This window comes from Amycolatopsis sp. lyj-108, assembly GCF_046549005.1.
Lineage (GTDB): Bacteria > Actinomycetota > Actinomycetes > Mycobacteriales > Pseudonocardiaceae > Amycolatopsis.
Genome location: NZ_JAJPWQ010000002.1, coordinates 573,095 through 590,035, shown reverse-complemented (window position 1 = coordinate 590,035; position 16,941 = coordinate 573,095). Strand labels below are relative to the sequence as shown.

Below are 16,941 nucleotides of genomic sequence, written 5' to 3'. Positions count from 1 at the left end.
TGATGGCCGTAGCGCGGAAGTCCAGGGGGACGCGCGTCCGCCACCTCGGTCTCGCCGGGCGTACCGGAACGGTGCTGCTGGCGGCCGGTATCGGTGTTCTCTCTCCGGCGTCGGTGGCACTTCCCGCCTGGGCGCAGCAAAGCAGCGTCGCGCCGGACGCTGGCGGCTACTACGCGACCCCGCCTCCGGTGGACACGTCCAAGAAGCCGGCGGACGAGGGCAAGCCGGACAAGACCTACGAGAAGAAGACCGAGTGCGTGCAGCGCAGCAAGCTCGGCGGCGACCAGGTCGACATCAAGAACCGTCCGTGGGGCCAGGAGTACCTGCAGATCGAAAAGGTGCACCAGCTGATGCGCGGCGCCACCCAGTCGGTCGGCGGGGGCATAAAGGTCGCCGTGATCGACACCGGCGTCACCGCGCACCCGTACTTCGGAGGCCGCGTCGAATCGGGTGGTGACTACGTCGCGACCCCCGGTGGCGGCAAGGCACCGGGGCTCGAGGACTGCGACGGCCACGGCACCGAGGTCGCGGGGATCATCGCCGCGAATCCGCCCGACGCGAGCATCGGATTCCGCGGAGTCGCCCCAGACGCCACGATCCTGTCGATCCGTCAGTCGAGCCAGAACTACGAGGAAGCGGAGAAGAAGCCCGACCCGCCTGCGTCCAGCGCCGCTCCGCCGTCTTCGTCGAACAACCCGGGATCGCAGCTTCCGCCGTCCTCACAGGGAAACGGTGCCGTCGGTGGCACCGCGCCGGGTCAGGACAAGGGCGGACGGCAACAGGAACAGGGCAAGACGGCCGGGAACCTCAAGACGCTCGCGCAGGCCGTGGTCAGGGCTGTCGACAAGGGCGCCAAGGTGATCAACATGTCGGTCGACAACTGTCGACCGTCCTCCGGGAACATCACCCCGAATGAGCTACCACTCCAGGCGGCGGTGAACTACGCCGTTCAGAACGACGTGGTCGTCGTCGCGGCGGCGGGCAACGTCAGCGAAAAATGCCCGCAGAACGATCAGCCGGACCCCAAGACTCCCAAGACGATCGTCACGCCGCCCTGGTTCTCCGACGACGTCCTCTCGGTCGCGGCGATCGACGACACCGGCGGTGTCGCGGATTTCAGCGTCAACGGGCCGTGGGTCAGTGTCGCCGCTCCGGGCACCAAGATCATCTCGCTGGACCCGGCAGAGGGGTCGAGCAGCCTCGCCAACCTGACGATCGAGGGCAACGGGAAGCCCGGTGCCATCCAGGGCACCAGCTTCGCCGCGCCGTACGTCGCCGGACTCGCCGCCCTCGTGCGGGCGAAGTTCCCGACACTGCCGGCTCGTGACGTGATGAACCGGATCAAGGCGACGGCGCAGCATCCGGCCGCACCGGGCGGACGGGACAACTTCGTCGGCTTCGGCGTCGTCGACCCGATCGCGGCGCTGACGGCGATCGTGCCGTCGGAGGCGGACAAGGCCAAGCCGGTCCCGCTGCCCGCGAATCTGCCGCCCGCGAACGACCGTGACCCCGCCCCGATGATCGTCGCGCTCGCCGGAACCGGCGGGGGCCTGGTGGCGCTGCTCGTCACGCTGTTCGTGGTCCACTCGGTCCGCCGCAACCGGCCGGCCGCCCCTGCCCGCAAAACCCCGTAGGCGTCGACTTTAGCGGGCTAAACGTGATCCGAGCGGGACTCGCCTCCGAGCCGCCCAGATCGCGGTTAGCCCGCTAAAGTCGCTCCGCCGCTGGGGCGCCTACTTGGCGGGCTTGGGCTTCGGAGCGGGCTTCGCCGGGGCGTCGTCCTCGCCGATCACGGGCGGGACGACCTGGCCGGGCTCGCCGACCACGTCGGACGGTTTCGACGCGGGCCGCGTCTTCGACTGGTGAGCCGTCTGGCCTCCCCCGCCCATGCCGCCCATCATGGGCGCCATCCCCATCGGCATCATCGCCGATCCCGTCCCGGCGACGCCCTGCCCATGGGCCGGAGCGGTCTGAACGGGCGCGACCTCCGGGATCGGCGCCTGACCTTGCTCGATCAGGGGTTCCTGCGACCCGGTCTTCCGGCCGTCGGTCGAGGACGGCGACGTCGACTGTTCGTCCGACGCAGCGCCGGAATCCGCCTCAGCGGCGGCCTTCTCCGGCACCGGCGCACCCGGCGCTTCGGAATCGTCGTGGAGTTTGAACTCGTCCTGCGGGTACCGGTGGGCGATCTCGATGCTCCGCGAGCCGGCATCAGGATCGTCGACGCCGTCGCAAAACCGCACGAAGCCCTCGAGGACGTCGCGCGCGGCTTCGTAGAGCGCTTTGGCCGACTCCTGCGCCTCCTCCAGCTGAGTTCGCGCGCGCCGGACGCCACCGACCGGGAGCATCGCGGTCTCGGAGGTCAGCTCCGCCGTGTCGACCAGGATCTCGACGAGATCGGTCAGGATGCGGCGGATCGACAACACCAGCTCGTCCAGCGAACCCGCCAGGGTCGTGAGGGCGTCTTCGACGTCGGAGCCCGCGGCGTTGATGTCCACGATGTACGTGACGAACGCGTCAGCGTCCTTGCCCGCCCACCCGGCGTCGAGGCGCCCGAGGTCTTCGGCCAGTTCTTTCGAAACGGTGCCCGCGGCCTTCGCCGCTTTCCGGAGCCGGTCCGCCTCGTCCTTCAAGTCCTCCCAGCGCCCCGCCAGCGGGGTCAGGTAGGCCTCGACCGGATCGATGAGCCCCAGATGGCCGGACAGCTCCGAAACGAAGGCGAGATGGGGCGCCGCGGCCTCGACCAGCTCCTCACCACCAGAGCCGGTCGCGTTTAGGGGGCTAAACGCGCTCTGGGGCGCCACGGGAGCGGCGGCCGAACGGGCGGCCGCCATCGGGTGTGGGAGGGAATCCGTCGGGTTCTCCGATTCGGCGATCATGCGGTTCAGAGCTCCACGGCGCGCTTGATCATCTGCGCGGCCTCGTCGTCGTGCCCGGCATGCCGCGCGGTCACCGTGTGCAGGGCCTCGGACGCCGACCTCAGCGCGGCCGCGCCTTCCACCAGCTGACGTCGGATGGCCTCCGCCGCGCGCCCGTAGGACGCGCCGAGGCCCAGTTCCTCCCCCAGCGTTCCGTGGGACTCGACGGTGACACCGTCCCCGGTCACCTCCGCGGCCGCCAGTTCGAGCTCTCCGGCGGCCGCGTCCACCCGCTTCGCATAGTCACCGACGACGACGCCGTCGATCTTCAGGCCGGCCACTGCACCCCTCCACTCACCCGATACCGCTTGGGCGTTGAGACGCTCGCGCCGTCCGGCGGGTTCCCGCGATCAGTTACCCGCCGGAGCCTGCTGCGATTGCGTGGCGACCGAACCGGCCCGGTCGTCGATCGGCACGGTGTCGAACGTCCGGAGCACGTCCTGCGTGTTCAGCGAAGCGCCGTTGGGCAGGATCCTGATGATGGACTCCGGCGCGGGCACCCGCTTGTTGAGCCCGATCGAGTCCGCCGTCACCGCGTCGGGGACGCCGTAACGGATCCCGCGATCGGAGATCAGCTGGATCGGTCCCTTGTCGAAGGTCTCCTTGCCGGTCGCCGACTGGACGACGGCCGCGAAACCGGGCTCCATGAAGAAGCTGTTGATCGGCGCGCCCACCGGACCGGGGGTGCCGATCTTGACGCCGGGCGCGGATCCGTCGGCGTTCCTGCCCTTCGGCAGCTTGTCGTCGACGAACACCGCCGTGTGCCCGTCCCGGTTGGTGCCGTCGCCCGCGATGGACCAGCCAAGGCACGAGACACGGGAACCCTGGGTCGCGTTGAGCACCGTCGGCACCGTCTGGGGGTAGGCGTCGAGTTCGACGACCTGGGAGACACGCGTGAGGTTGCGGATCTTGCCCAGCGGCACGGACATCACCGAAGTGCTGCCGTCGTTCTTCCCGGTCTGCACGATGTCCGCGACGGCCGGGGAAATGGACTGGATCCCTTCCTTCGTGATGAGGTAGAAGTCCTTCCGCCCCTCGGCCTGCTCGGTGGAGAAGACGTCGCCGACCTTCATGCTTTCGATTTCGAAGTTGGGGGTCTCGCCGTCACCGGGGACGGACGGGAGCTTCAGCTCCGGTACCTCGGGAATCGCGTCGAGCAGCCCCTGGGAGATGCCGCGGGGCTGGTCGGACAGCTTCAGCGCGGACCGCACGGCGCTCGCGTCCGGCTTGATCTCGGCCTTGACCGCGTTCGCGTTCCGGAGGTTGGGGTCCGGCCTCTGCCGGTAGATCAGGTACTCCCTGCCGTTGGCGCCCTTGGCGAGCAACGCCTCGTTCTGGCCGAGTTCGCGGTTCCCGAGCTGTTTCACACCCGCGTAGACGGTCGTCTCCGTCTTCGACAGATCCGGCTGGGGCACCGTCGGGTCGTACATGACCTCGTCGCACACGCCCCAGTCCGCGGAGACCCGCTGGCTTTCCGTCGGCATCAGCTGCGGGCCGTTCGGAATGCCCATGAGCTGACCGCGGGGAATGTTCTTCAGCTGTTCGTCCGAGACGACTGTGGGGTTCTTCACTTCGGAGGCCTGCGTCGGCCCGGAAGGCTTGGCCCCCGCCTGCTGCGCCCCTTGTTTCGACTGCGCGATGATCAGCAGCCGCGCGGAGGCGAGGTTGAAGGTCGGAATCAGTTTCTTCGGGTTCCCGGCCACGACGTACACCGTTCCGGACTGCTCGCCGATGACGATGTTTCCCGCGTCCGGCACGGACGGCTTCGGGCTCAGCAGGCCCCAGATGACGAAGACCAGGACGCCCAGCGCGGCCAGCACGATACCCACGATGGTGGCCCGCGTGTGCGTGCGCATCGGGTCGTGGAGCATGACGGCGTCGCGACGGACCAGTGCGGATTGCATCCGTCGCAGAACGAACTGATAAGCCTGAACTTGAGACTTAGTAGTCGGTGTTGATGGCATTCTCGACCTACAGTCCTCCCCGTCGCGGTACGGTTCCGCAGGATAGCCGTACGGGGACCGTCTGGTGTGGGGTTTCTACCAACTCCAGCTAGTGTCAAGTTCCTCGGGACCGGCTTTCCGGGTACGCAGCACGCACGAGGGGAAGAGAAAGCGCGGATGTCCGTCACCACTCCTCCACGTCCGCCCGGCCCTCCGGGGCCGCAACCTCCTGGTCGTCCGCCGGGTCCGCCGCCGAGGCCCGGCAGACCGGGTGGTCCGGGCGGCCCGGTCGGAGGCCCGGGAGGTCCCGGAGTTCCTCGCGGTCCCGGTGGCCCAGGCGGCCCTGGGGGGCCTGGCGGACCGCAGGGTCCTGGCGGCCCCGGTGGTCCGGGAGGGCCCAAGGGTCCCGGCGGACCTGGTGGCCCAGGGGGTCCTGGTGGGCCCGGTGGCCCGGGCGGTCCTCCGTCCGGCGGCCCCGGCCCGCAGTCCGGCCCTCCGCCCGCTCCGGCGACGCGGATCGCCGCGCCCACGCGGCGCCGGACCGGCGGGATCAACCTCGGCCCGCTCCCGGTGGCGAACCTGGTCGTGCTCGAACTCGGGCTCGCGATCGGCCTCGTCCTGCTCGCGATCAACATGAAGCTCAAGTACGTCGCGATCGGCGTACTCGGGGTCGCGATCATCATCGCGTTCCTGCGCTGGGGCGGCCGCTGGTTCACCCAATGGGCCGGCCTCACCATGCGGTACATGTTCCGTTCACACGATCGTGTGGCGAATCCGCTTCCGCCGAGCAGCATCGAGTCGCTCGCCGCCGAAGAGGACGCCGTCACCGGCCCTGACGACGCCCGGGTGAACCTGCTCCGCCTCGCCGTTCCCGATCTCGTCGTCGCGCACGGCGTGGACCACGAACGCCAGCAGGTCGGCCTCGCGTGGAACGACGGGACGTGGACCGCGGTCCTGCTCGTCGAACCCGCGCCCGCGCTGATCACCCAGGCGGGTGGCGCGCCGAGCTTGCCGCTGTCCGCGCTCGCGCCGTGCCTCGAAGACCGCGGTGTGGTCCTCGACTCGATCCAGATGATCTGGCACTGCTACCCGGGCAGCGCCGCGCTTCCGTCGGACTCGCCGGCCCTCAGCTCCTACATGGAGGTGCTCGGCCCGCTGCCCGCCGCCGCGCGGCGGACGACCTGGGTCGCCATCCGGCTCGACCCGCGCCGGTGCCCAGCCGCCATTCGCGAACGTGGCGGCGGCGTCGTCGGTGCGCATCGCGCGCTGATCGGCGCGCTGTCGCGGGTGCGCAACGCCTTGGAGTCGCAAGGCGTGCCGACCCGGCCGCTCGATCCGGACGAGCTGCTGCGGTCCAGCATTTCGGCCGCGGAGCTGACCGCGGTCGCCGGCTCGCAGGGGAAGGTCGGTCTGCAGGAGCGCTGGACCGGCGTCACCGCGGCGGGCATCGGGCACGCGAGCTATGCGATCACCAGCTGGCCGAAGGGCAAGATCAGCGGCAGCCTGAACGCGCTGACCAGTGTCCGCGCGTTGTCGGCGACGGTGGCGATGTCGATCTCGCCGTCCGCGGACGAAGGCAAGATCGGCCTGCGGGGAATCGTTCGCCTGAGCGCGCGGAACCCCCGTGAACTGGACGCCGCCGACCAGCGGCTGCAGGGCATCTCGGACCGGCTGGGAGTGGCGTTGACTCCGCTGCGCGGTTTGCAGATCTCCGGGTTCTCCGCGACTTTGCCGATCGGAGGCACGGCATGAGCACCCGCATGCGCGACGCAGGCCAGAGCGCCGGTGTCGCCCCGGAATTCACCGTCGACCCGGCGATGCTCGACGCGATCAGCCCGTCCGGTGACCGAGGCGGCATCGTCCTCGGCTCCGGGCTCAAGGGTGAGCCGCTGACGATTTCCGCGCTGCGCTCGGCGCCGACCCGGATCGTGCTCGTCGGTGGCCTGTACCTGGCTCGTCAGGTCGCGCTGCGAGCGATGGCGGTCGGGGCGTGGGTCGTCGTGGCGACCGGGCGTCCGGCCGCGTGGCAGGTTCTCCCGCAGGCCGCGGGGAATCAGCCCAACGGCAGGCCTTCGCCGCTGGTGCAGATCCGGCGGCTGTCGCCGGTGGACCTCCCGCGCCCGTCCGAGGACGCGCCGCTGCTGGTCGTGACCGACGGCGGGCCGACCCCGCAGGACCTGTTCCCGCCGCGGTCGCCGTGGCAGACGACGGTCTACGTGCTGCCGTACCTGCACCCGCAGGCCGGGGCGACCGCGAACGCGGCCGACCTCGTGCTGATGCAACGGCTCCCGCCGGGCCAGGCCGAACTCGCCGCGCGGATCTGGCGGCTCCCGCCCCAGATGATGAAGCAGCTCACGACGTTGAAGGACGACCAGGTCGTCGCTCTGGGCCGGAACCTCTGGCGCCCTCTTCGCCTGGTCACCACGGCGAAAGAGCAGCAGATCCTGGGCCCCGTACGCCGCGGCGACTGACCCCGACGCCGCGACTTTAGCGGGCTAACCGCGCTCTGCGGGGGCACTGTCCATATCGGACAGTGCCCCCGTTTTGCGTCCGCCGCGCGTCGCGTTTAGGCCGCTAAAGTCGACCTGGGGCGTGGGGTTTGGGCGTCAAGAGGGAATCGCGCAGGCTGTGGATAAGCCGGGGGTTGTGGATAAAACGCCCCCGAGAGGCAGTGAGGGCCGCGCCTTGTCGGTCTTGTCGATCACCGTGTCGGCATGACCAAACCTTTCGATTCATCTCACCTCCCCGAAGTCTTCCGCGGCTCAGACGCACGCAAGGCAGGCCTGATCACGGCCAGCCGTCTACGTGGCCCGAGCGTCCGGCGACTGTTCCAGGACGTCTACACGCGCGCTGACGTCGAGGTCACACACGAACTCCGTTGTCGCGGGGCCGCGTTACTGGCGCCGCCGGAAGCCGTGCTGACCGGGCGATCGGCCGCGACCGTCCAGGGCGTCCAGCTGGCCAAGCCCCATGATCCGGTCGAGATGGTCGTACCGGAGAAACAACGCTTCGGCCCGATCGTCGGTATCAAGATTCGGCGGACCGAGGTCAAACCCGAAGAATCGAGGCCGTGGAACGGAATCCGCATCGCGCGGAGAAGCCGAATCGCACTGGACCTGCTCCTCCGGCTTTCTCCTCGCAAATCCGGGTGGGTACGACGGCTTCGCATCGGCGTCCCCGATCTGGACCAGTTCATGAGAGCTGAGAAACTGACCGATCTGCACCTCAACGGAGAGTTCTACGGTCGCCGCAATCGAGGCATTCGCTTGGCCAGGCACGCTTTGCGCCTCTCTGACCCTCGCGCGGAGTCGCCCCCGGAATCGGAACTGCGGATCGTGCTGGCCGCCGGCGGCATTACCGCGACACCTCAGTTCGAGGTCTTCTCCCGAACGGGTCACTTCGTCGCTCGTCTCGACCTCGGCGACGAGACGCACCGGGTCGCCATCGAATACGACGGCCAATGGCACAACACGCCAAAGCAACGAGCCCACGATCGCAAACGGCGAAGACGGGCGGAGGCCGAGGGCTGGCGTTTCGTCATCGTCACCGCGGAGGACCTGGCGATGGACTTCAAAGGAATCGTCGAGGCCGTCTGGCAGGCCCGCCGCGGCGCGTTTAGCCCGCTAACCGCGCCGCGTCCGGGTCAGGAGGAGGTGCGCATGGCTCGCGTTTGATCCGCACGGGCGGCGAGTTCGGCGTCCGGCGGGTAGTCGACGGCCATCAGCGTCAGGCCGTGTGCGGGAGCGACAGCGCTGTCACGCGTCCGGCTCTCCAGAACGCCACCGGGCCAATCGAGCGGACGACGGCCGTCGCCGACCAAGAGCAGTGCCCCAACGAGGCTACGCACCATCGAATGACAGAACGCGTCAGCGGAGACCGCGACCTCGACCGCGTGCGGTCCGGTGCGCCGCCATTCGAGCCGCTGCAGCTCGCGAATGGTCGTCCCGCCTTCACGCTGCTTACAGAAGGCCGCGAAGTCCTGAAGCCCCAAGAGAGCCGACGACGCCTCGTTCATCACATCGACCGAAAGCGGACGGGTCCAGGCCAGGGTGTCGTGACGCCGCAACGGATCGACGCCCCATGGCGCATCCGAAACACGGTAAAGGTAGTGACGTCGCACGGCCGAGAACCGCGCGTCGAACCCAGGCGCCGCGACCCGGGCGGCCAACACCCGCACGTCCCCCGGCAGGTACCGATTCCAGCGGTGACGCATCCGCCCCAGGTCAGGAATGCCCTGCTCGTCCAGTTCCAGGCGGCCGGATCGCGTTTTGCCCGCTAAAGGCGACACGTCGACGTGGACCACCTGGCCGGACGCGTGCACACCGGCATCGGTGCGGCCGGCGACGACGACGGACTTCGGGACCGAGGCTCCTGGGGGCTGCTTCGCGAGCGCCTCTTCGAGGACTCCCTGCACCGTGCGCCGCCCGGGCTGCCGCGCCCAGCCGGAGAAATCGGTGCCGTCGTAGGAAACATCCAGACGCAGACGAACGAGCCCGCCCTCCGCAGTGGGAGTGGCGGGCTCGTCCGGGGTGTTCGGTGCCGTCAGGACGTCAGTCCTTCTTGCTGTCCGCGTCCGCGGCGGGGGCCTCAGCGGCCTCGTCGGCGGCAGGAGCCTCGGTGGCCTCCGGAGCCTCGGTGGCGGCCGTGTCGGCAACCTCAGGGGCCTCGGTGGTCTCCTCGGCGGCCGGGGCGGCAGCCTTCGGCTCGTCCTTCGCGAACTTCGTCTTGCGCGCGGCCTCGGCCTCGGCGGTGACGGTCTTCTCGGCAACCAGCTCGATGACGGCCATGGGGGCGTTGTCGCCCTTGCGCGCCATCGTCTTGGTGATCCGGGTGTAGCCACCCGGACGCTCCGCGAAGAACGGACCGATCTCGGCGATCAGCTTGTGCACGACATCCTTGTCGCGCACGATGCGCTGGATCTGACGACGGTTGTGCAGGTCGCCCCGCTTCGCCTTCGTGATCAGCTTCTCGGCCAGCGGGCGCACCCGCCGGGCCTTCGCCTCGGTCGTCGTGATCTTGCCGTGCTCGAACAGCTGGGTGGCCAGGTTGGCCAGGATCAGCCGTTCGTGCGCGGGCGACCCGCCGAGACGGGGTCCCTTTGTGGGGGTGGGCATCGGTTCTCCTCGTTCAGCTCACAGCTGGAGGCCGGGGCTCCCCCACCCCTACCGGTGAGGGAGCCGAAGCTGGCCTTACAGCTGCTCCGTCTCTGCGTAGTCCTGGCCATCGTCGTGGCCGTTGTCCGAAATTCCGTCCGTGATGCTGTCGACGCCCTCGGACCAGCCTTCACCGTCGTAGCTGGCCGCGGCCGCGGTCGGGTCGAACCCGGGCGGGCTGTCCTTCAGCGCGAGGCCGAGACCGACGAGCTTGAGCTTGACCTCGTCGATCGACTTCGCACCGAAGTTGCGGATGTCCAGCAGGTCGGCCTCGCTGCGCGAGACCAGTTCGCCGACGGTGTGGATGCCCTCGCGCTTGAGGCAGTTGTACGACCGGACGGTGAGGTCCAGGTCCTCGATCGGCATCGCGTAGGCGGCGATGGTGTCCGCCTCCTGCGGCGACGGGCCGATCTCGATGCCTTCGGCGTCGACGTTCAGCTCGCGCGCGAGACCGAACAGCTCCACCAGCGTCTTACCGGCCGACGCGACAGCGTCCCGCGGCGTGATCGACGGCTTCGTCTCCACGTCCAGGATCAGCTTGTCGAAGTCGGTGCGCTGCTCGACACGGGTCGCCTCGACCTTGTACGTCACCTTCAGCACCGGGGAGTAGATGGAGTCGACCGGGATCCGGCCGATCTCCGCGCCCGCCTGCTTGTTCTGCAGGGCCGGAACGTAACCGCGGCCGCGCTCGACGACGAGCTCGATCTCGAGCTTGCCCTTGCCGTTCAGCGACGCGATGTGCAGATCCGGGTTGTGCACGGTGACACCGGCCGGGGGCACGATGTCGGCAGCGGTGACCTCACCGGGGCCCTGCTTGCGCAGGTACATGGTGACCGGCTCGTCCTCTTCCGAGGAGACCACGAGCTCCTTGAGGTTCAGGATGATGTCGGTGACGTCTTCCTTCACCCCGGGAACGGTGGTGAACTCGTGCAGCACGCCGTCGATGCGGATGCTCGTCACGGCCGCGCCCGGAATGGACGACAGCAGCGTGCGACGCAGCGAGTTGCCGAGCGTGTAGCCGAAGCCGGGCTCCAGCGGTTCGATGGTGAACCGGGAGCGGGTCTCGTTGACCGTCTCTTCGCCGAGAGCCGGCCGCTGGGAAATCAGCATCTTTCCTAATTCCTTTCCAAACGGCGCCCGCCATATGACACCGAAAGGGATGGCGAAACGGCGGCGCACTCCGGGCGCCGCCGCCCGTGCCCACACCGGGCCGGGGTTTCCCCGGCCCGGTGATGGATCACTTCGAGTAGAGCTCGACGATCAGCTGTTCCTGGACCGGAACGTCGATCTGAGCGCGCTCCGGGAGCTGGTGGACCAGCACACGGAGGTTGGACGGAACAACCTGGAGCCACGCGGGAACGGGACGCTCGCCGAACGACTCCTTGGCAGCGACGAAGGGCAGCATCGCGAACGACTTCGGCCGCACGTCGATGATGTCCCACTTGCTGACCTGGTACGAGGGCACGTTGACCTTGACGCCGTTGACCACGAAGTGACCGTGGCTCACCAGCTGACGCGCCTGACGGCGGGTGCGGGCGATACCGGCGCGGTAGATCACGTTGTCCAGACGGGACTCGAGGATCTGCAGCAGGTTCTCACCGGTCTTACCCGGACGCCGGACGGCTTCCTTGTAGTACCGGACGAACTGACGCTCGAGAACGCCGTAGGTGTAGCGAGCCTTCTGCTTCTCCTGCGACTGCAGGAGGTACTCGGACTCCTTGATGCGCCCGCGGCCGTGCTGGCCCGGCGGGTAGGGGCGACGCTCGAAAGCCTGGTCGCCGCCGATGAGGTCAACCTTGAGGCGACGCGAAATACGCGTCGCGGGGCCGGTGTAACGAGCCATTTCTTCTTACTCCTCCCCGTTCCTCAGACCCGGCGCCGCTTGGGCGGGCGGCAGCCGTTGTGAGGCTGCGGGGTCACGTCCTGGATGGTGCCGACCTCGAGGCCGGCGGCCTGCAGCGAGCGGATCGCCGTCTCGCGACCCGAACCCGGGCCCTTCACGAAGACGTCGACCTTCTTCATGCCGTGCTCGGCAGCCTTGCGGGCGGCGCTCTCGGCGGCCATCTGCGCGGCGAACGGGGTGGACTTACGCGAGCCCTTGAAGCCCACGTGACCACTCGACGCCCACGCGATCACGGCACCGGTCGGGTCCGTGATCGAGACGATGGTGTTGTTGAAGGTGCTCTTGATGTGCGCGTGACCGTGCGCGACATTCTTCTTTTCCTTACGGCGGACCTTCTTGGCCCCCGCCGCAGTACGAGACTTCGGTGGCATGTTTTGAGGGTTCTCCTGTTAGCGCGCGTTCTCTTGGTGAGCGGCGACCGCTTCGGCCTGTCCGCGCCGGATGATCGAACCGGCGTCGGTGTACAGGTTGCGGAGCGCCATCGGGCGGGCGTAGAGCGCCTTGGGCGAGACACAAGCCGAGCCACGACGGCGGACGCCGCCCATCTGCACGACCTTCTTGCCCTGGACGCTCACTTCTTGCCAGCCTTCTTCTTGCCGGCGACCGTCTTCTTCGGACCCTTACGGGTGCGGGCGTTCGTCTTGGTGCGCTGACCACGGACGGGAAGTCCGCGACGCCAGCGAAGGCCCTCGTAGCACCCGATCTCGATCTTCCGACGGATGTCGGCGTTCACCTCGCGGCGAAGGTCACCCTCGACCTTGAAGTTCTCCTCGATGTAGACCCGCAGCTTGGCGAGGTCGTCATCGCTCAGATCCTTGACGCGAGTGTCCGCGTTGAGCTCGGCAGCAGCGATGAGCTGCTTCGAGCGGGTACGGCCGATGCCGTAGATGTAAGTCAGCGCGATCTCCAACCGCTTTTCGCGGGGGAGGTCTACGCCAGCGAGTCGTGCCATTGGCGTTGATGCTCCTTCATAGAATTCATCTTCAGGTCTGCTCCCCGTCCGGTTCCGGGACCGACTCGCCTGTCGTGCCCTTGGCTTGCGCTTCGGGTGTCCCGGCCTCGGCCTGAAGTCCGAGGGTGAACCAGGCCGTTCGCACGGCCCGGCAGGTGCGGGGAGATTGTGTAGCCGTCAATCCACTCTGTACGAGTGCGAGTGATCAGCCCTGCCGCTGCTTGTGCCGCAGGTTCTCGCAGATCACCATGATCCGGCCGTGACGGCGGATCACCTTGCACTTGTCGCAGATCTTCTTGACGCTCGGCTGGACCTTCACGTCTCCTGCTCTCCTGCTTGTGCTAACTCGTCGTGATCACTTGTAGCGGTAGACGATGCGACCACGAGACAAGTCGTAGGGCGAGAGCTCCACGACGACCCTGTCCTCCGGCAGAATGCGGATGTAGTGCTGCCGCATCTTGCCGCTGATGTGTGCAAGGACCTTGTGGCCGTTCTCCAACTCGACGCGGAACATCGCGTTGGGGAGCGGCTCGACTACGCGGCCTTCGACCTCGATGGCCCCGTCTTTCTTGCCCATGTCCTCCGCATTTCCTGTCGCTACGCTGTGTTATCAGTCAGAGCTTGAGTGCTTGGCTGGGTGGTGCATCGGCACACTCCAGCCCGGGTCCAATGTCCGTTCGCGAGAATTCACGAGCGCGCAGGATCCGGGCGCGATGAGTACACCGACTTGACAGTGTACGCAACCCGTGTCGTAAGCCCCAAACGGGGGGTGACTGTGTTAGATGACCCCTGAGTCCGCCTGCTGCGACCTCTACCATCGTACGCCCTCGCCGACCTGCGTTTAGCGGGCTAAACGCGATCCGGTGGGCCTGCGACCTGGCGGGCTCCGCAGGCGAGGTGCACCCGATGGGGGTAGCGGGCGGCCGCCCTGGCGGCGCGACCCGAAGCGCTGCGCCGACCTGCGGGCGGACTTGCGTTTCGCGGGCTAACTGCGATCCGGGCGCGTTCGCCTTTAGCGGGCTAAACGCGCTCCGGTGATCGCGTTTAGGAGGCTAAACGCAGGTCAGGGCGACTTGCGTTCAGCGGGCTAAACGCGATCCGAGAGCGGGAAGGCCGAGGTCAGGCGTCTTCGGGGGCGGTCAGCACCCACGGGCCGTCGTCGGTGATCGCGACGGTGTGCTCCCAGTGCGCGGCCCGCGAGCCGTCCGCGGTCACGACGGTCCACCCGTCGTCGAGCTCGACGGTCTCACCGCCGCCACCGGTCAGCATGGGCTCGATCGCGAGCGCCATGCCGGTCTTGAGCCGCGGGCCCTTGCCCGGTTTGCCCAGGTTCGGCAGGAACGGGTCCATGTGCATCTGGCGCCCGATGCCGTGACCGCCGTACTCGACGATCATCCCGTACTCGATGCCGTCTTCTTGGCCTGCCTTCTCGGCCGCGGTCTGCACCGCGTGCGAGATGTCCGTGAGCCGACCGCCGGACGACACCGCGGCGATTCCCGCCCACATCGCCGCCTCGGTGGCGGCCGAAAGGGCCAGATCCGCCTTCGACACCTCACCGATCGCGAGGGTGACCGCGGAGTCGCCGTGCCAGCCGTCGAGGATGGCGCCGCAATCCACCGAAATGATGTCGCCGTCGTTCAGGGCCTGCGTCTTCGACGGGATGCCGTGGACGATCTGCTCGTTCACCGAAGCACAGATCGATGCCGGGAAGCCGTGGTACCCCTTGAACGAGGGCACCGCGCCGGCGTCGCGGATCGTCTGCTCGGCGAGTTCGTCGAGATCGGCCGTGGTCGCCCCCGGCTTGGCGATCTCGCGCACCGCGGTGAGGGTGCGCCAGACGACCAGTCCGGCGGCCCGCATCGCCTGGAGCTCGCCAGGGGTCTTGATTTCGATCATGCGCCCACGACGAAGCCGTTGCAGTACACGCAGTCCTCCGAGGTTCACGTGCGGTCGCGCAGCGCTTCCAGCACGCGGGCGGAGATCTCGTCGACCGTGCCGACGCCGTCGACGGTGACCAGGATGTCCGCGTAGTACTCGAGCAGCGGAGCCGTCTCGGACACATAGATCTGCTGACGACGACGGATGACCTCTTCGGTGTCGTCCGAGCGACCGCGGGACAGCAGCCGCTCGACGACGACGTCTTCCGAAACTTGGAGCTGGATGACCGCGTTCAGCTTGGTGTCGACCTCGCCGAGGATCTCACCGAGAACGTCGGCCTGCTTGGTGTTCCGAGGGAACCCGTCCAGCAGGAAACCGACCTTGGCGTCAGGTTCGGCAAGGCGCTCGCGCACCATCTCGTTCGTGACCGAATCGGGCACGAGTTCGCCGGAATCCAGGTAGCGCTTGGCCTCCTGGCCCAGCGGCGTCTGCTCGCCCACGTGGGCGCGGAACAGATCGCCGGTCGAGATGTGCGGGATCCGGAGCTTCTCCGACAGTGCTACCGCCTGAGTACCTTTGCCCGCGCCAGGAGGGCCAACGAGAACCAGGCGCGTCACTTCAAGAACCCTTCGTAGTTACGTTGCATCAGCTGGCTTTCGATCTGCTTCACGGTGTCGAGACCGACACCGACCATGATCAGCACAGCCGTGCCACCGAACGGGAAGTTCTGGTTGTTCCCGCTACCGGTAACGGACAGGAAGAAGTTCGGAAGGATCGCGATGATGCCCAGGTACAGCGAGCCCGGCAGGGTGATGCGGCCGAGGACGTAGCTGAGGTACTCCGCGGTGGGACGGCCCGGGCGGATACCCGGGATGAAGCCACCGAACTTCTTCATTTCTTCCGCACGCTCGTCCACGTTGAACGTGATCGTGATGTAGAAGTACGTGAAGAAGATGATCAACGCGAAGTACAGCAGGACGTGCGCCCAGCTGGACTGGTTGACGATGTAGTTCTGGATGAAGACCTGCCAGCCGGCGTTGCTGTTGGCGTCACCGACGAGACGGCTGATCAGGTCCGGCAGGTAGAGCAGCGACGAGGCGAAGATGACCGGGATGACACCGGCCTGGTTCACCTTGATCGGCAGGTACGTCGACGTTCCGCCGTACATGCGGCGGCCGATCATGCGCTTGGCGTACTGCACCGGGATCCGGCGCTGGCCCTGTTCGACGAAGATGACGCTGGCGATGATCACCAGGCCGAACACACAGATCAGGGTGAAGACCACCGGGCCCGCGCTGCTGAGGATGTTGCCACCCTCGATCGGGATCCGGGCCGCGATGTTCAGGAAGATGAGGACGGACATGCCGTTACCGACACCGCGCTCGGTGATCAGCTCACCCAGCCACATCATGACGGCGGTACCGGCGGTCATCGTGATGACGATGATGGCCAGCGTGTAGACGCTGTTGTCCGGGATGATCGCGGTGTCGCACTGCGGGAAGAGCTGCTTGCGGTCGGCGAGCGCCACCACGCCGGTGGCCTGCAGGATCGCTAGGGCGATCGTCAGGTACCGGGTGTACTGGGTCAGCTTGCCCTGGCCGGCCTGGCCTTCCTTCTTCAGTTCCTCGAACCGCGGGATGACCACGGTGAGGAGCTGGACGATGATGCTCGCCGTGATGTACGGCATGATGCCGGTCGAGAACAGCGACAGCTGCAGCAGTGCACCGCCACTGAACAGGTTCAGCAGCTGATAGACGCCCTCCTGCGACCCGGTCTCCGTGCATTGCTGCACGGCGGAATACGAGATACCCGGGGCCGGAATGGTGGCACCGATTCGGTAGACCGCGACGATGGCTAGCGTGAACAGGATCTTCTTACGTAGATCCGGCGTCGCTAGAGCCGAGCGGAAGGCGCTGAGCACGCGGGGAACCTCCTCGGCGTCGTCGGCTGTCTTACCGACGATCGGCTTGGCCGGCCTGGGGCCGGCGGGAACACACAGCTTTCTGGCACAAGCCAGGAACGCTTCGGGGCACACTCGTCCCGAAGCGTGTCGCCGACTCTAACAGCTTCACAGGGCGTGTCCGCAGTGCGTGTGGGTTTTCCGGACGAAGGTTGGTCCGCGAGGTTGATCGACTCGCGCTTCTCGCTCCGGAACCTTGACAGATCACCTTGTCGTCACTCACTTTCCTGGCCC

The 16,941-nt window shown here is 67.6% G+C and carries 19 protein-coding genes; 4 read left to right on the top strand and 15 right to left on the bottom strand.

Annotated elements, in window-relative coordinates:
- Positions 1–2: 2 nt before the first annotated feature.
- Complete coding sequence (mycP, locus tag ACLJO0_RS09160) at positions 3–1,634, top strand: type VII secretion-associated serine protease mycosin (protein WP_410577514.1); 1,632 nt, start codon at positions 3–5, stop codon at positions 1,632–1,634.
- A 99-nt stretch (positions 1,635–1,733) separates the two neighbouring features.
- On the opposite strand, the gene ACLJO0_RS09155 is transcribed toward mycP, so the two are convergent.
- The 3 genes from ACLJO0_RS09155 to eccB all read right to left on the bottom strand — a co-directional run bounded on the left by ACLJO0_RS09155 (position 1,734) and on the right by eccB (position 4,882).
- Positions 1,734–2,879: a WXG100 family type VII secretion target gene (locus tag ACLJO0_RS09155; RefSeq protein WP_410577512.1), complete on the bottom strand. Its 1,146-nt coding sequence runs from the start codon at positions 2,877–2,879 to the stop codon at positions 1,734–1,736.
- A 5-nt stretch (positions 2,880–2,884) separates the two neighbouring features.
- Positions 2,885–3,199 (bottom strand): hypothetical protein, encoded by a 315-nt coding sequence (locus ACLJO0_RS09150; RefSeq protein ID WP_125790065.1) that lies wholly within the window; start codon positions 3,197–3,199, stop codon positions 2,885–2,887.
- A gap of 69 nt (positions 3,200–3,268) precedes the next feature.
- On the bottom strand, positions 3,269–4,882 hold the full coding sequence (gene eccB, locus ACLJO0_RS09145; protein ID WP_410577510.1) for a type VII secretion protein EccB: 1,614 nt from the start codon (positions 4,880–4,882) through the stop codon (positions 3,269–3,271).
- Positions 4,883–5,431: 549 nt separating this feature from the next.
- Between eccB and eccE the strand changes: the two genes are divergently transcribed.
- The 3 genes from eccE to ACLJO0_RS09130 all read left to right on the top strand — a co-directional run bounded on the left by eccE (position 5,432) and on the right by ACLJO0_RS09130 (position 8,535).
- Positions 5,432–6,613 (top strand): type VII secretion protein EccE, encoded by a 1,182-nt coding sequence (gene eccE / locus ACLJO0_RS09140; protein ID WP_410577508.1) that lies wholly within the window; start codon positions 5,432–5,434, stop codon positions 6,611–6,613.
- Complete coding sequence (locus tag ACLJO0_RS09135) at positions 6,610–7,332, top strand: hypothetical protein (protein WP_125788830.1); 723 nt, start codon at positions 6,610–6,612, stop codon at positions 7,330–7,332. Before eccE ends, ACLJO0_RS09135 begins: the two co-directional genes overlap by 4 nt.
- A gap of 243 nt (positions 7,333–7,575) precedes the next feature.
- Positions 7,576–8,535 (top strand): endonuclease domain-containing protein, encoded by a 960-nt coding sequence (locus tag ACLJO0_RS09130; protein ID WP_410577507.1) that lies wholly within the window; start codon positions 7,576–7,578, stop codon positions 8,533–8,535.
- Here ACLJO0_RS09130 and truA read toward each other — a convergent pair.
- The 12 genes from truA to secY form a co-directional block, all read right to left on the bottom strand.
- Positions 8,505–9,338, bottom strand: coding sequence for a tRNA pseudouridine(38-40) synthase TruA (truA, locus tag ACLJO0_RS09125; RefSeq protein WP_410578206.1), 834 nt, complete (start codon positions 9,336–9,338; stop codon positions 8,505–8,507). The genes ACLJO0_RS09130 and truA overlap by 31 nt on opposite strands.
- A 73-nt stretch (positions 9,339–9,411) precedes the next feature.
- Positions 9,412–9,975, bottom strand: a complete 564-nt coding sequence (gene rplQ / locus ACLJO0_RS09120) for a 50S ribosomal protein L17 (RefSeq protein ID WP_020633327.1) — start codon at positions 9,973–9,975, stop codon at positions 9,412–9,414.
- Between the two features lie 75 nt (positions 9,976–10,050).
- Positions 10,051–11,124: a DNA-directed RNA polymerase subunit alpha gene (locus ACLJO0_RS09115; protein WP_005166811.1), complete on the bottom strand. Its 1,074-nt coding sequence runs from the start codon at positions 11,122–11,124 to the stop codon at positions 10,051–10,053.
- Between the two features lie 127 nt (positions 11,125–11,251).
- Positions 11,252–11,857, bottom strand: coding sequence for a 30S ribosomal protein S4 (gene rpsD / locus ACLJO0_RS09110; protein WP_037314696.1), 606 nt, complete (start codon positions 11,855–11,857; stop codon positions 11,252–11,254).
- A 23-nt stretch (positions 11,858–11,880) separates the two neighbouring features.
- On the bottom strand, positions 11,881–12,288 hold the full coding sequence (gene rpsK, locus ACLJO0_RS09105) for a 30S ribosomal protein S11 (protein WP_020643222.1): 408 nt from the start codon (positions 12,286–12,288) through the stop codon (positions 11,881–11,883).
- Positions 12,289–12,306: 18 nt separating this feature from the next.
- Positions 12,307–12,492, bottom strand: a complete 186-nt coding sequence (locus ACLJO0_RS09100) for a hypothetical protein (RefSeq protein ID WP_034304268.1) — start codon at positions 12,490–12,492, stop codon at positions 12,307–12,309.
- Positions 12,489–12,869, bottom strand: a complete 381-nt coding sequence (gene rpsM / locus ACLJO0_RS09095; RefSeq protein WP_005166805.1) for a 30S ribosomal protein S13 — start codon at positions 12,867–12,869, stop codon at positions 12,489–12,491. The genes ACLJO0_RS09100 and rpsM overlap by 4 nt, the downstream gene beginning before the upstream one ends.
- 205 nt (positions 12,870–13,074) lie before the next feature.
- A complete protein-coding gene (gene rpmJ / locus ACLJO0_RS09090; protein WP_004558882.1) occupies positions 13,075–13,188 on the bottom strand; it encodes a 50S ribosomal protein L36 in 114 nt (37 codons plus the stop codon).
- 36 nt (positions 13,189–13,224) lie between these two features.
- A complete protein-coding gene (infA, locus tag ACLJO0_RS09085; RefSeq protein ID WP_005166804.1) occupies positions 13,225–13,446 on the bottom strand; it encodes a translation initiation factor IF-1 in 222 nt (73 codons plus the stop codon).
- Between the two features lie 542 nt (positions 13,447–13,988).
- A complete protein-coding gene (gene map, locus ACLJO0_RS09080) occupies positions 13,989–14,765 on the bottom strand; it encodes a type I methionyl aminopeptidase (RefSeq protein ID WP_410577501.1) in 777 nt (258 codons plus the stop codon).
- 44 nt (positions 14,766–14,809) lie between these two features.
- Entirely contained in the window at positions 14,810–15,364 is a 555-nt protein-coding gene (locus tag ACLJO0_RS09075) for an adenylate kinase (protein WP_125788827.1), read from the bottom strand.
- Complete coding sequence (gene secY, locus ACLJO0_RS09070; protein ID WP_034304262.1) at positions 15,361–16,668, bottom strand: preprotein translocase subunit SecY; 1,308 nt, start codon at positions 16,666–16,668, stop codon at positions 15,361–15,363. Before secY ends, ACLJO0_RS09075 begins: the two co-directional genes overlap by 4 nt.
- Between the last annotated feature and the right edge of the window lie 273 nt (positions 16,669–16,941).